Genomic DNA, 12,511 nt, shown 5'->3' with positions numbered 1-12,511 from the left:
TCACCGACTGGTCGAAATGGCGGCCGTTGAACATCACGTGCTCCTCCACAGCTGAGGCGTTTTTCTTGCCATGCTCCGCTTACCAAAAGGTTTGCGACAGAGCCGTTCGAACCGCATGCCGACACCATCGTCAAGGGCGGCCGCGATGTCCATTATGGCCACAAGCTCAACATGACGACGGGCAGGCAGTCTGTTCTTTCAATTTAGACCAACTATGCGGATGCCGCCTCAGTCAATTCAAGAAGGTAACCAATGCCGCGCACGGTCGTGATCCGTGGCGTTGCACCTGACCTACTCAGGTGTCCACGTAAGCGATAGATTCCGACTTCAAGCGCGTTGGCAGATACCTCGTCGTTGAACGAATAGAGGTGATCTTCCAACTGCGCACGAGGCACGATGCGGCCTGCACGGATAAGCAGATGCTCTAAAATACATAGTTCGCGGCGTGCGATCTTCAGAGGATGACCCGAGACGGAAACCTGTCGGCCGATCGGATCGAAATTGAGATTGCCAAATACAACGATGGGGTCGGTCACCTGTGTCGACCGGCGCAGAATGGCTCTCATTCTGGCGATGAGCTCATCGAAAGAGACGGGCTTGAGCAGAAAGTCGTCCGCGCCACCGTTGAAAATTGCAATTCGCTTCTCGAGATCGTTGATGCTACTCATAATGAGGGTTGGAACTGAATGCCCGTCGCTCCTTAGCTGTCTCAGCCAGCCCAAGCCATCGCCATCTGGCAGAGCCAACTCCAGCAGGAGAATTTCATAGGTTGCGCAACAAAATGCCCTCGACGCCTGTTCCAGGTTGCCAACTACATCAACGGCAAAACCGCTATCCCCGAGCGCAACTCGCACAGCGCGCGTAAGATCCACATGATGATCAATGAGCAGCGTTCGCATTTCACGTCCTATCAAGGTCGGACAGGTCACCGTCCGCTGTAAGACCGGGGCGACAGCGGAAGTCGCGCAACTCTTCGTAGTGTTCGTAACGCTCTTTCCGATGGGTGATCGCGGGAGCATGCAAGCCGCACGCCTGCAATAGTCGGGGATGGAACACGTGAAGACCTGTTGACGGGCTGAAACCGTCGGTCGGCCAGCCCACAATGCCACCGACTCTGCCTGCGATTTCTCTGCGCATCGATCCTCCTATGGGTTGCGTCGCAAACTCCAGCTGAGGTCGCAAGGCAGGTTGCGGCTTTGTTCATTGAGAGGACCCCCTGGAGGCAATACCAGGAGGATTCCCTATATGGCACTTCCCGATTTACCACCGGTCATTCCGAACCACGTTCGGCGGCTTTGAAGACACTCATTGAGCGCGGCTAGGTAAATCAAGGGTACGACCTGCCGGGTGTGGATGCCGCTTTTGAAGCAGGCATCGGCACCAGCTCGGTGAGCGTCGCCCGCGCAATTCAGCGGACGCGCTCGATACACCCAGTCGAATCGTGCCGCAACTTGCCGCGCCGAAAGGGCGCCCGAAGACTTCAGACTTGTGACCGAAGGTCTACGCCCAGTCCTCCTCCCATTATCCACCTCCCTCAAATCAAAGTGGACGTTCAATCTGAACAAATTACGCCATCGTATCACAAACGACTTACCGATCCCCGACGTGCTCTAGCCTTAGTGCTTGTTAAGAAGGTCGGCTACTGTCTCTCCGCGTCGCCGGGCATCGGCGGCGAGCCACACCTCCCCCACCTCATACACGTCGCCGTGGGTACTGAACGGCACAATGACGTCAATGGCAGCCGACAGCAGGTCAAGAAGCGTGTGGTCTTCCACAGCAGCTCCTTGCGGGCTGCTCTTGACGAGTGAAAAGAGCTTTTTAAAGCCTTGGACCGGATCCGCCCCATGAATCGTTGATATTGATCCCGCATGGCCGGAGACGACTTCGCTAAGGTAGGCCCAAGCAGCATCATCGCGCATCTCGCCAAGCAATATTCGATCAGGGCGCATGCGCAAGCTGGCTTGCAACAGTTGCTCGGCTGTCACCGCACCTACGCTTGCTCGGTCCTTCGGATAGAGTAACCGGACATGGTTCTCGTGCGGGATTGCAAGTTCGAGCGTGTCCTCGATACTTATCAGCCTCTCTTGCGGGGGTATAGCGTTGATCAAAGTCTTGCTCATTGTCGTTTTGCCGCTTCCAGTAGGTCCGCAAAGCAGCATCGTGAGCCGCCCGCAAACGCATGCTCGCAAAAATTGCTCCAAGTCACCATGGTCGTAGTGCTGAAGAATCGTTTCGTCCTGCCGCTCTTGGCGCTCCTTTCGTGACCGCCATTGATTCCAACGCGAGTATTCGTAGCGAGAAGAAACTTCCTTGAGTTCGGTCACACGACTTGAGGGACGCCGTATCGTCAGGCTTATTGTTCCTGAGGGAACAGCGGGCGGCAAACAGATCTGCAGCCGCTCTCCGTTCGGCAGCTCAGTCGCACAGAGGGGGCTTTGCGGTCCGACATCTTGCTTGCGCAGCGCTCCAGCGAGGATCGCGATGTCCTCCAGATCGTCATAAGATAGCGGTAGCGGATGTTTCGTGAAAACGCCGGCCTGTCGGACAAAGGCTTCCCCAGGCCGGTTGATAGCGACCTCTTCGGTCCTTGGCTCCTCAAGCCATTTCAAAACAGGGTTGAGAAGCAAACGCAATTGAGGGTCAGCCTCCGGTCGCATTGTTGTCTCTCCGGCGTTGGCGATGTTGGGGGGCTGGCGCCACGGCGATCGGTCTAAGATCGTATACATCTGAGAAATCGAGGTCCCGAGCCACAAAGATCGATACAGCATCTCCCTGGTTTTTCTTCAGAGTTGGCGGAACGTTGATCGTTGCTCTAAGGGTCGTGTCAACGGCTTGTCCGGCGTTGCTCTGGAAGCTGTTGATGCCGCTTCCTCCACCTGAGCTGCCAGCGTATTGACCGGCGGCCTGAAACGCGCCTTGAATGACGCTCATGAGCATTGCTCCGCCAAAGCGCTGCCAGAAGTGATTATCCACCGTGCCAGGCATTCCGGAGCGGCCGAGCTCGTCAGCGCCCGGCGACGCTAGCGAAACGAGGGCATGGTCAGGCGTTTCGATGCGCGTCCACAGCACGAAGACACGCGCATCCCCCTGTTGGAGACCACGCTGGATCTCGCCAATCACGGTCGTCCCGCGATCCAAAAGCACCACGTTGTTGGTGGCGCCGCGGACGTCTTTAGGTAAGACGCACTTCACATAACCCGGTAAATTTGTGTCGACTGCCGTTTGCAAAATGCAGGGAATTATCGTTCCTTGGGTAATCACGAGATCAGGGTGCGGCAAAAGTGTGGCCCGGCTTGGCTCCTGTATATCTGGCTTCAATCGCCCCGTCAGATCGCCAGCGTCTGAAATCTCATGCGAGGTCGCGGGAGCATCCCTATGGTTGTCTTCGCTCCGCTGACCGTCGTTGGGCATTTGACCGCTGCCACTGTAGGCGAAAATTGGTGTTTCCTCCGGCGGCGGATCAGCTGGCGCCGGAGGCGGCGTGGATGGCGCAGGATCTCCTGCCTGCGCCGCCTGTACGGGTGCTGGAGCTTCGGGAGCAATCTCAATCGGCACGGGGCGGAATGGCTCGGCGTCGGCGACAATTGGAGGTTTTGGCTGAGTTGGCTCGTCTTGTGTGCTGGGACGACCGCCGAGCCAGATGAGCGATAGAGATGAGATGAGAACAAGAGCAGCGACGGCCAACTTCTGCAATCCCGAAACATGCCGGCGGGCCGGCTCCGAGACCATCGATCCTGAGGCATGGACATCATGTCCCGACTGTGGGCCGGTTTCATTCATCGGCCGGGCCTTTCAAAACGCGCCACACGTCGGGTGTCACTGTACCGGTCCCTGGCGCTCGTCCCACAGGGTCATAAGCCCTGTTGAAAATGGACAAGACCGTATTGCCATCTCTCAGACGCCATTCCCGGGCGACTGCGGATACTTCAACATAGTCTCCTTTGACCGTGTAATTGGCAGCGGCTTCCTTGCCGTCGGGATTGATAATGTAGAGGGAGGGTATGCGGGAATTGCTTGCGAAGCCAAATACGGTGGTAAAGCCATTATCGAAAACTTCCAGCGGCGCCAGCGATCGATCGCCCTTTGCGACGTAGTGAAAATTGCTTTCGTCCGAACTGGTAGTTGCGGCGGGCCGATTCAACAAATCCTGAACTCTCTCGTCGCGCAGCACTTTCGCCCGGGCCTGACCAAGAATCGAGCGCCTTTCTGCGTCCTTTCTCTGAGCAGCAGCCTCATCAGCAGGATAGGTGAACTGCACACTGTAGTATAGGTCAGGTTGCTGCTCATCGAGTTTTGGCATCGCTCTCGTTGAAATACTGAAGACGTATCTCCGTGTACCGGACTCACTCTCGGCCAGCACGATGACCGGCTGCGGCGGGAGCATCCGGCTAGCCTTAAAAAAGAGATAGTTGGCGCGCGGGAGCGCAGCCAGGTCTTTGCTATTGGAAACGGCCACGGCTGCGACTGTCTCGTTGGCCGCGAATGTGACAACCAGCGTTGCCCCCACTGCGGTAGACAGGCGCACCACTTCGTCAGGACGGTAAGCCAGGTAGCGCATGCGCGCATCATGCTTGCCGGCAAGTGGTGTGTCTTCCGCGGACGCTTCCATCGTTAAGAAGAGTGAACAGACCAGCGCGAGAAACGCTCTTTTTGTCATGGCTGCACATAGCCCAGGTTCGATACGCTATCTTCCGAGCTTTGATAGGAAGTGACGAGTAGACCTCCCGGATTGGTGAGCCTCGATTGCCCAGGCAGACCCGTCAAGCGCTCGTAGCGGATGGTAGCTGTCCAGGTGGTCACTATCGGCATCTGCCCATCGACAACAAGCGTACGTTTGTAACGGATCTGTTGAACGTCCGGACTGATGTCGTTTGAAGAAATATGCCCGACCTCGAGCTTGCCGCGTTTGCCGACCGTGACTTGCGGCGAGGTGGGATTCGGATAGTTGAAGAAATCTTGATATTGCTGTCGCACAGCCGGCGCGCTGAAACTGGATACGAGGTCATAGGCGTATTGGGCTGTATCTGCTGTGTACCCCTCGCGCAGGCGTACATATTCCCACAGCGAAGCATTTATGACGGCTCGGTCTTGGGTTGCCGGCAGTCGAGAGACTGACACTTCGCTGTCGACGGTCCCATCCGGCCGGACCCAGAGGAACACAGGTACGAGCTTGGCCAACGGGACCATGGCAGCAATGGTAAATGCCTGGGCAACATTTCCTAGGACCGCCGCTGCGGCAAAGGCTATCAGGGCCTTTGACAGGCGCCGCGCAGACTTCGCTCGTGAAGTTTGAAACGCTTCCACCTTCTTATAGTGGGCGGCTAGCGTTTCTCTCTCCACCAGAAGGGCATGTTCAGGAACTTTCACTTTGGCTCTTCCGCGCATTCGACCTGAAGATCCTCAGGGGTGGTTTCCCATTGTCCCACGTTCAGTTGGAATGGGGCACCCGCGCATGTCGCAAGCCCATGGCTCGTCTTGCAGGCGGCCAAAGCGAGGATTGACAGAAGTAGGCAATATTTCATGTTTTTGGCACCGAGCTTGTCGATTGATTAACCACCCGCCGTTTTGGCAAAGTGGCGATTGAGGCTGTTAAGAGGTCGGTTCGCACCTCCCCAAGAGCCGCCGGCGATGCTGCTGGCGATCGTCGGAAGCGCGACGATCAGAGCGTCACCAGCTAGGAAAAGCATGTCGAGCTCGTAAAGCCCGATGATCTTGGCTGCTGTCGTGCCCGAGAATTTGATCATCAAAAGCATGGCTGCCAGCGAGACTGCTTCGGCAGCGATTACTATCGTTGCAACGATGTTGAGGAGGAGAAGCAGCAGCCCGTACGAGAGCAGTTGGCCGATCCATCTGGTGGCTATGTCTCGAGTGTGATCAAAAAGGTAGCCTACAAGGACCAGGGGGCCGATCGTCAAGAGCACCTTCGTCAGAATTCCAACGGCATCGTAGATCTCGAACGCTGTCCACAGCGCGCCGTAGAAAATCCATTGCGCTCCCTCGAAAGCAAGTATGTCCTGGCCGTTCATAGGCCCAATTTCGGAAGCAATCAGCTGAAAGACATACTGGCTTGAAGCAAACATGAGATCGAGCTTCTGGGGGATTCCGATGAAGGGCAAGTCGCTGCCACTGATGTCGTGAGCCAACCTCGGAATCGTGTCGTCGAAGAGCGCTTCAATGTACTGCTGATAGTTGGCCTGCCCTAAGATAAGGGCAACGACAATCGACACCATGATTACGCGCGAGATACCCCCGCGCGCATCGACTTGACCACGCATGACCAGACAGCCTTGGATTATTATCCAGAGCGTGACACACGCAACCAGAGGCGCACTGACCGCCTCTTGGATGTTTTCAAGCACTTTGTGCAGCCCGGACGTGAAGGCCCCATGAAAGATCGTGTGTATAGTCGTGAATGGCGCGGGAATTTTGAAATTCATGGCGTGAGCCTGATGTGTCCCTGATCAGCGCAGCTTAGCAGGATGAACTCTGTGTGGTTTACGGGAGGATGCTAAACATATTAGCGGTGTCCTGATGTTCGCGACGCTGCGTGGCGGCCTCCTCCACGGCGTGAAGGCTCCCTTGTGCAGTGGCCATTGTCAGCAGACTCGTGGCCTGGACATTTTGGATCATCGCATCGTGAATCTGCTTGAGGACCAGACCGTTGGTCACGGTGGCCTGCATAATATTTCCCGAGCGGGAAAGCTGACCAAGCGTGCCGGCGTTATCCTTAAGGCGCTTGTCCATCATGCCCAAAGTGTCGGCTGCAATAGCTGCGGCATTGGCGGCCCCGGCGATTTGTCCCTGTAACAGTTTCGCTTCTGAATCGGTGCCGTTGACTATCCGATTTGGGTCCTTCGCAATGTTACGGGCCATAATCGAAGCTGGCGCCCGAGCATCAAACATCTGCTCCTCCAGCTTATTGCTCGACGGGTAGTGATTTCCTTGGTTCAGTGAGCTTAGCAGTCCCGTGACAGCGAATGACGACGTTAGAATTGTCACCATTTCAATCGTGGTAGCGAGCGTCTCGATTGACCTCTCAAGGATCGCCGCATTGGAAAGCGCTGTTAAGGTCGCTTGTGTTTCTGTTACAGGGTCGCTGACGATAAATTGCGAACGGGCCTGTCCGTGAAGCAGAAGGGAAGCAGCAAGGGTCGTTACTGCAAGTTTGGCAAATTTCATGAATATTCCTCCGTCAGTCTTGAACTTCGTGGTACCGGGCCATGAACTTGTCGAGCCACCCACTTGGGGCGTCTCCGTGCTGGTTACGAAGCTGGTCGGCAAAGCGCACTGTGTTGGCCCGCCCCGAGAGTACGGCTACGTACTCGCGCATCTGCCCAAGATCGAATTCGCAAACAATACTCCCGCTATCGCGCTTGAGCAAAAACTTGCGGCTGCCGATTGCCATTCCCTGGCGGATTGCCTCGAACTCCTGCGCAGTGCACTTCAAGCCATCGACATACGCAGAGCGGTCCGCCGTCGGTGATGGGTAGAAAATTTTCGTCATACATTGCGCAACGAGACTAGCTCCGAGAGGCGATTCCAGAACGTGTTCAGGCTGCTGCGTTGCGAGTATCAACATGCCGTTGTTTTTGCGGACCGTGAGCAAGAACTTGTCGATAACGGCCGAGAATTGGGGGTTTAGTAGATAGAATCGAAATTCGTCGCAGCTCATGACGAACCGACGACCATCGACGATAGCGCCCACTCGATGCAGAAGGTATGCGGCGGCCGGTGCACAGACCTCCTCATATTCCAGGAGCTGCGTCATGTCGAAGCCCGTAATGGAGGCATCCAGCCTTACTTCGTCCACGTCGCCGTCAAAAGCCCATCCAAGCGCCCCCCCTCTACACCACCGCTGCAGCCGTGCTCCTGCGCCCTCGGAGGGGCTGTGCAATAGGAATTCGCGCAGGCCCGCAAGTGAGCGCATAGGGGGTTCGAACGAAAGCTGACGAACAATGCCGCGTTCCAGCCGACGGCTTTCCTCCGGCGAGATCGGACCACGGCCGTCACTCTCGATCAGGGCCATCAACCACTCGCGTAGAAAGTCTCGCGAGGCGGAGGTGTTGTCCAGTCCACGCAGAGGGGCCAAGCCGCTCGGAGCGCCTCTGCGCAACGCAAGATATGTCCCTCCCGTGGCTCGCACCAGCAGTTCACCACCCCGATCCTTGTCGAAGAAGACGATCGCACCATTGCGATCGACCAGGCTTTGCTCAAGCATCGCGAGGACAAAGGTCATCAGCGTCGTCTTGCCTTTGCCAACGGGCCCGAATATTGCCGTCATGCCGACGTCATTCTCATGGGGGATGTAGTCGAAAGAAGTTCCACCGTTTGTGCGAAAGCGCGCAACAGCATTGCCCCAGTGGCCGGAACTGGAACCGCTTGGGAAGTTCTCAAATGAGACGAGCCCGGCAAAATTGTGTGAGGTGATCGCCCCCGGGCGCGTGCGCCACCTGTTGTTCCCCGGAAGTTGGGACCAATATGCGGCCTCCATGCCGATGCCCTCTTGGACGATAACGGCGCCCGCGTCGGCCAGCCGTGCGCGGGCACTTGCTGCGCGATCTGCAAGGGTATTGAGGCTGTCGGCATAGACGCACAGGCTCAGATGATGCGAACCCATCACGAATTCGTTGCTTGCCAGTGCGTCCTCTGCCTCGGCAAGTTCATTGATCTGGGTGAGGGCCTTGTCGCCGGCACTCGTCATCTGGCTGGACTTAAGGCTTAGTTTGGCATGAGCTTGTGGGCGAGTGAGGAAGGAAAAGCTCTGGCTCAGGACAAGCGGGAAGTTGGCGGACAGCAAGGAATTTAGCATGCCCGGCCGCGTCGTCGCCGGATATTCACGGAACGAAAACAATGATCCGACGGAGCTATCCCCGGGCCTTCGAATCTCAAGCGCCCGCTTCCCGCAGATGACCTGGTCAGTGTAGATCGAGGCGCCAAGTGAGCCGGTAACCATCGGAACCGGAAGAAACCGGCAAGTCATCATGAGCCGAAGCGCCTCGCCGATTTCCGTGAAGAGCACGTTGCCTTTCTCTCGAATGCCCAACCGGCGCAGACCGTAACCGCCGAGTGCGCCAGCAATGATGTGCCAGAGGTCTTCCAGGCTCCGCATTTGGGTGGCTAGATCGTGCTCATTCCGTCTGCGGGACTTGGCAATCCGCAAGCCGATCTTGCCGATTGCGGTGCGGGGGGACACGATCAAAGTGAGGAAGTGATCGTTGCGAAAGAGCTTTCCCGACAGCACACGACGCTCGTAGGCCTCGCTCAGACTGCCAGCGAATGCACTTTGAAACTGGCGCGGCGCCGGCGCCGGCACATCGTTGTGTCTCACAAGATGAGCGTATATCGAGACATTGTCGTCGGCGATGTTGCGCAAGAGAGTGTTGAACGCGCGGCAGCGCGAGTTGCGCATCTCAGTGTCTTCCAAATCAAAGGGCAGACCGTTCACATGTGCCATGGCCATGATCGATCCGTCTTCCAGAATGACAACCTGATCGCTTACGTGACCAACATACGGAAGGTAGATCTCGCCAGACCTCTCGGTCCGGCCGCTGGCGCCGAACATTACACCATTCCTCTTCCGCGTTTCGGCACTCTGATCGGATTGGCGCTGACGCTTGCGCCTCCCCAGACCGGCCCGTCCACGCTTCTGCCGGCCGTCTGCAAATAGAGCAGCACGACGCTTGCCGCGTTATAGTCACGCTCAACAACCAGCCGTGCTCCGAACCAGAGTGGCGCGAGAACGATTTCGTAAAGCGGGTTCTGAAGGATAATGATAACAAGCCCAGCCAACATCATGAGCAATCCGGCCAGCGTCAGCGGCACCCCCAGAAACAGTGCGGGGCGCGTCGCCGCCACATAGAGGGTGCTCACTTCCAACCGGTCGCTCATCAGCCACCGCCTATGAGCGCCTTGCCCAGGAAGCTGGCCCCGAACATGATGACGATCCCTCCAACGACACCCGCAACCAGGCCAAGTGAAGCACGACCGAACATCCAAGAGATACCGATGGCTACGAGCCCGAGCACGGCCAGTGATTGTCCAAAGGGGCCAAGTATGAACGTGCAGATATTCTGGACCATCTTGGCAGGATCCGTCCCTCCGGTCACCTGAGCCGCGGCTGGCCCGCTGTAGAAGACCGTCCACGCCGCGCCTGCAGCAGCGGCCGGTACATATTCAGCCGCCATGCGCAGCATGGAAAAAGGCGAAGGAACACGCGTTTTAAGCGCACGAAGTATCTTGAGTGGCGTCATCATTGCATCTCCATGTTTCAATCGAATACGAGTTTGTTCGGGTTCGAGGGTTCCCGTGCTTTCGCAGCCTGGCTGCCTGTCGGATCGGAGGGATCGGCCCCGGAGCGGTCTGGCTGATACGAGCCCCAGATGTCCCAAGAATCTTGGTTGGGCTGCTTCTTTCTATTGGCCTGTTGGCTCTGCTGGAGCAGAGGCGGCACGGCTTTCCGACCGGGTGCCTCAAGGTGCGGCACATCTCGAGCAGTCGGCTCCAGCGTTCTCTCAAGGAGACTTGAGATGTCCTTTGCGGCCGACTCGACCTTGCGTACATAACCGTTGGCGAAGCCATGCGTGACGTCGCCCGTGTTATAGGCCGAGATGGCACGGCGAAGCGCCAGTTGCTGTGCCACAGCAGTGGTGCCGCCGGCATACCGGCTTTCAAGCAGGTGGGCGGCAGCCGAAAGCGAGGCGCAGGGCTCGAAAGCCCTTTCCGGCGTGAGATTGAGCATGGCAAAGTTCTTGCTGTTTATCTGCATCAATCCAACATCGACAGAATGTTGTGCTTCGAGGCGTTCCTTGATGCCCCGCGTGGCTTCCAGGTGGTCTATCCAGCGAAGCTGCTCACCTGTGGTGTTGTCATGAGCCACCAGCGTTTCAAAGTCACTTTCAATCTTGGCAATCGCGGCGAGGGTGGACGGCGCAACCCAGGGGGCGCATTTGCGCGACAGGCTGCGGAACTCACGCGGAGAAAGTGGCGCGGGCTCGGCTGGGAGTGACATGGATGTCATCAGGACGATGGCCAGCGGCCAAGCTGCAATAAACATTCCCTATCACCTACCTTTCCAAGCCGCCGGACGGGTTCTGGCCCTGTCCGGCACGCGCTTATCGGGGAGGTTTGTTACTGTGTGATGTTCAAGTTCAGCTTTTCGGTTTCAATTGAAGCAAAGACCGTGTTCGTATCAGCGTGGGTGAGCATCTTGCGCATGCGTGGGTGGCGCGGGCCCGATCAGCCAGCGACATCCGGAGCATCTTGGTACAATGACTCCTGTACAGGATTGCTCGTCCCGGCCGTCCGTTGCTCCTGGAGTGTGGGCCGCGACTTTGGCGTCATGGATGGTACTTCTGTCAGCGCCAAGCCAAGGACAAAATGGGGAGCTTGGCGGGCTTGTTCAGGCTCGGGATCACCGTGGGGAATCGACTAAGGCGATAAAGCGGCCCAACTTTGCCGGTATGCTGCCGGTCCTTAAAGAGCAGCCATGCGCGGCCCTGCACACTCAGATCATTGCTTGAGACGCGAGCTCGTCCGCGAAGCTGGCTCGAAGGCGCAAATCCGCGGCGGCGAGGGTCAACTGGGAAGACGTGGCGGCGCAGCCCATCCTGGTGCGAGCCTCGTTCAGCTGTTCGGCCGCCGCCGCCAAAGGGTGGATCATGCACAGTCCCATCGGCAGATAACCGCACGTCATTGACGGAGTCCGACGGCGCAATGGACAAGCATAGTGACACGCTCAAGATGGAGGAGTTGCAGTAACTGAGAAATGTTAGCCCGGACGTTCACCGCAACCGGCGACCTGCCGGTCGCCGAACAGCATTTGAGGCCGCCGGCCACCTTGGACGAAGCCGGCTTGGCAGGAGACACACTATTTTGCACAAGGCCGCTGCAGCGAATCACGGTCTTCTTCCGCCGACCGCCTCTCCGATCAAGCCAAACGCCGCGCTGCTCAACCATGTCCGAGCTGGATCCACGAGCCGGAGGATATCGAGATGATCCAGGTCCGCAAACTCCAGGATGACCAGGATGCAAGGGCATAGCAGGAAACTTGGCATCCATGAGGTCGAACTTGAGTGATATTGGCAGGCCTGCACCAACGGGGGAGCTCGAAGCGAAAAAGCGAAGGACCACACGGCAGGGTCATGTCGGCGCTTGGACCTGTCTGGTGGCCACGGGCTGCCTTGGTGCGGTCAATTCGCTGGGGATGAAAAGAACAGGACGAGCACGGCCTCACATTGGCCGCACGCAACGGCGAGTGGTATCAAGGAGCAGCTGTTCTGGGTCGGTGCCCCAGGGTTGCTCGGCAACAGGTTTAGACAAGGGGATTCAAGATTGAAGGTGTGCCGTTGAAACATGTTCTTGTCATTGACGATGATGCCGCAATGCGGCGCCTCATCGCCGAGTATCTCACGATGCATGCCCTGAAGGTAACCGCAGTCCACGATAGCAAGCAGTTTGACTATGTTCTTTCACGTGAGCCAGTCGATCTCGTGGTTGTTGACCTTAACCTAGG

Annotated in this window: 13 protein-coding genes; 1 reads left to right on the top strand and 12 read right to left on the bottom strand. The window is 57.4% G+C overall.

Annotated features, from left to right (window positions below; genetic code table 11):
• Positions 1 to 212: 212 nt before the first annotated feature.
• From NKI25_RS35125 to NKI25_RS35070, 12 genes are all read right to left on the bottom strand, one after another.
• A complete protein-coding gene (locus NKI25_RS35125; RefSeq protein ID WP_352722050.1) occupies positions 213 to 899 on the bottom strand; it encodes a response regulator in 687 nt (228 codons plus the stop codon).
• A gap of 717 nt (positions 900 to 1,616) precedes the next feature.
• Positions 1,617 to 2,657: a P-type DNA transfer ATPase VirB11 gene (gene virB11, locus NKI25_RS35120; protein ID WP_023673699.1), complete on the bottom strand. Its 1,041-nt coding sequence runs from the start codon at positions 2,655 to 2,657 to the stop codon at positions 1,617 to 1,619.
• Complete coding sequence (virB10, locus tag NKI25_RS35115) at positions 2,641 to 3,780, bottom strand: type IV secretion system protein VirB10 (protein WP_023679589.1); 1,140 nt, start codon at positions 3,778 to 3,780, stop codon at positions 2,641 to 2,643. The genes virB11 and virB10 overlap by 17 nt, the downstream gene beginning before the upstream one ends.
• Positions 3,773 to 4,657, bottom strand: coding sequence for a P-type conjugative transfer protein VirB9 (locus NKI25_RS35110; protein WP_353000736.1), 885 nt, complete (start codon positions 4,655 to 4,657; stop codon positions 3,773 to 3,775). Before NKI25_RS35110 ends, virB10 begins: the two co-directional genes overlap by 8 nt.
• Positions 4,654 to 5,367 carry a type IV secretion system protein VirB8 gene (locus NKI25_RS35105; RefSeq protein ID WP_023679587.1) on the bottom strand — a complete coding sequence of 238 codons (714 nt, stop codon included), beginning with the start codon at positions 5,365 to 5,367 and terminating at the stop codon, positions 4,654 to 4,656. Before NKI25_RS35105 ends, NKI25_RS35110 begins: the two co-directional genes overlap by 4 nt.
• Complete coding sequence (locus tag NKI25_RS35100) at positions 5,364 to 5,522, bottom strand: type IV secretion system lipoprotein VirB7 (protein WP_081731114.1); 159 nt, start codon at positions 5,520 to 5,522, stop codon at positions 5,364 to 5,366. The genes NKI25_RS35105 and NKI25_RS35100 overlap by 4 nt, the downstream gene beginning before the upstream one ends.
• 27 nt (positions 5,523 to 5,549) lie before the next feature.
• A complete protein-coding gene (locus NKI25_RS35095; RefSeq protein WP_023679586.1) occupies positions 5,550 to 6,437 on the bottom strand; it encodes a type IV secretion system protein in 888 nt (295 codons plus the stop codon).
• Positions 6,438 to 6,495: 58 nt separating this feature from the next.
• Positions 6,496 to 7,179: a TrbJ/VirB5 family protein gene (locus NKI25_RS35090; protein ID WP_023673704.1), complete on the bottom strand. Its 684-nt coding sequence runs from the start codon at positions 7,177 to 7,179 to the stop codon at positions 6,496 to 6,498.
• 13 nt (positions 7,180 to 7,192) lie between these two features.
• The gene (gene virB4, locus NKI25_RS35085; protein WP_023679585.1) at positions 7,193 to 9,562 is read right to left on the bottom strand and encodes a type IV secretion/conjugal transfer ATPase VirB4; all 2,370 of its coding nucleotides are present in this window, start codon (positions 9,560 to 9,562) and stop codon (positions 7,193 to 7,195) included.
• Positions 9,562 to 9,888 (bottom strand): type IV secretion system protein VirB3, encoded by a 327-nt coding sequence (locus tag NKI25_RS35080; RefSeq protein WP_023679584.1) that lies wholly within the window; start codon positions 9,886 to 9,888, stop codon positions 9,562 to 9,564. The genes virB4 and NKI25_RS35080 overlap by 1 nt, the downstream gene beginning before the upstream one ends.
• A complete protein-coding gene (virB2, locus tag NKI25_RS35075) occupies positions 9,888 to 10,193 on the bottom strand; it encodes a pilin major subunit VirB2 (RefSeq protein WP_023673707.1) in 306 nt (101 codons plus the stop codon). The genes NKI25_RS35080 and virB2 overlap by 1 nt, the downstream gene beginning before the upstream one ends.
• 74 nt (positions 10,194 to 10,267) lie before the next feature.
• The gene (locus tag NKI25_RS35070; RefSeq protein ID WP_352828415.1) at positions 10,268 to 11,053 is read right to left on the bottom strand and encodes a type IV secretion system lytic transglycosylase VirB1; all 786 of its coding nucleotides are present in this window, start codon (positions 11,051 to 11,053) and stop codon (positions 10,268 to 10,270) included.
• Positions 11,054 to 12,344: 1,291 nt separating this feature from the next.
• Here NKI25_RS35070 and NKI25_RS35065 point away from each other — a divergent pair.
• On the top strand, positions 12,345 to 12,511 hold a 167-nt coding region (locus NKI25_RS35065), incomplete at its 3' end, for a response regulator (RefSeq protein WP_352695901.1).

Source organism: Mesorhizobium sp. M0808, from assembly GCF_040320025.1.
Classification (GTDB): Bacteria; Pseudomonadota; Alphaproteobacteria; order Rhizobiales; family Rhizobiaceae; genus Mesorhizobium.
The sequence above is the reverse complement of the archived record's forward strand: the minus strand, read 5'-3'. Positions and strand labels throughout refer to the sequence as shown.

Coding starts and splice junctions, on each gene's coding strand:
- NKI25_RS35080 (WP_023679584.1), bottom strand. CDS start 9,888: ATGAGCGACCGGTTGGAAGTGAGCACCCTCTATGTGGCGGCGACGCGC.
- NKI25_RS35070 (WP_352828415.1), bottom strand. CDS start 11,053: ATGTTTATTGCAGCTTGGCCGCTGGCCATCGTCCTGATGACATCCATG.
- NKI25_RS35110 (WP_353000736.1), bottom strand. CDS start 4,657: ATGACAAAAAGAGCGTTTCTCGCGCTGGTCTGTTCACTCTTCTTAACG.
- virB2 (WP_023673707.1), bottom strand. CDS start 10,193: ATGCTGCGCATGGCGGCTGAATATGTACCGGCCGCTGCTGCAGGCGCG.
- NKI25_RS35090 (WP_023673704.1), bottom strand. CDS start 7,179: ATGAAATTTGCCAAACTTGCAGTAACGACCCTTGCTGCTTCCCTTCTG.
- virB10 (WP_023679589.1), bottom strand. CDS start 3,780: ATGAATGAAACCGGCCCACAGTCGGGACATGATGTCCATGCCTCAGGA.
- virB11 (WP_023673699.1), bottom strand. CDS start 2,657: ATGCGACCGGAGGCTGACCCTCAATTGCGTTTGCTTCTCAACCCTGTT.
- NKI25_RS35100 (WP_081731114.1), bottom strand. CDS start 5,522: ATGAAATATTGCCTACTTCTGTCAATCCTCGCTTTGGCCGCCTGCAAG.
- virB4 (WP_023679585.1), bottom strand. CDS start 9,562: ATGTTCGGCGCCAGCGGCCGGACCGAGAGGTCTGGCGAGATCTACCTT.
- NKI25_RS35125 (WP_352722050.1), bottom strand. CDS start 899: ATGCGAACGCTGCTCATTGATCATCATGTGGATCTTACGCGCGCTGTG.
- NKI25_RS35095 (WP_023679586.1), bottom strand. CDS start 6,437: ATGAATTTCAAAATTCCCGCGCCATTCACGACTATACACACGATCTTT.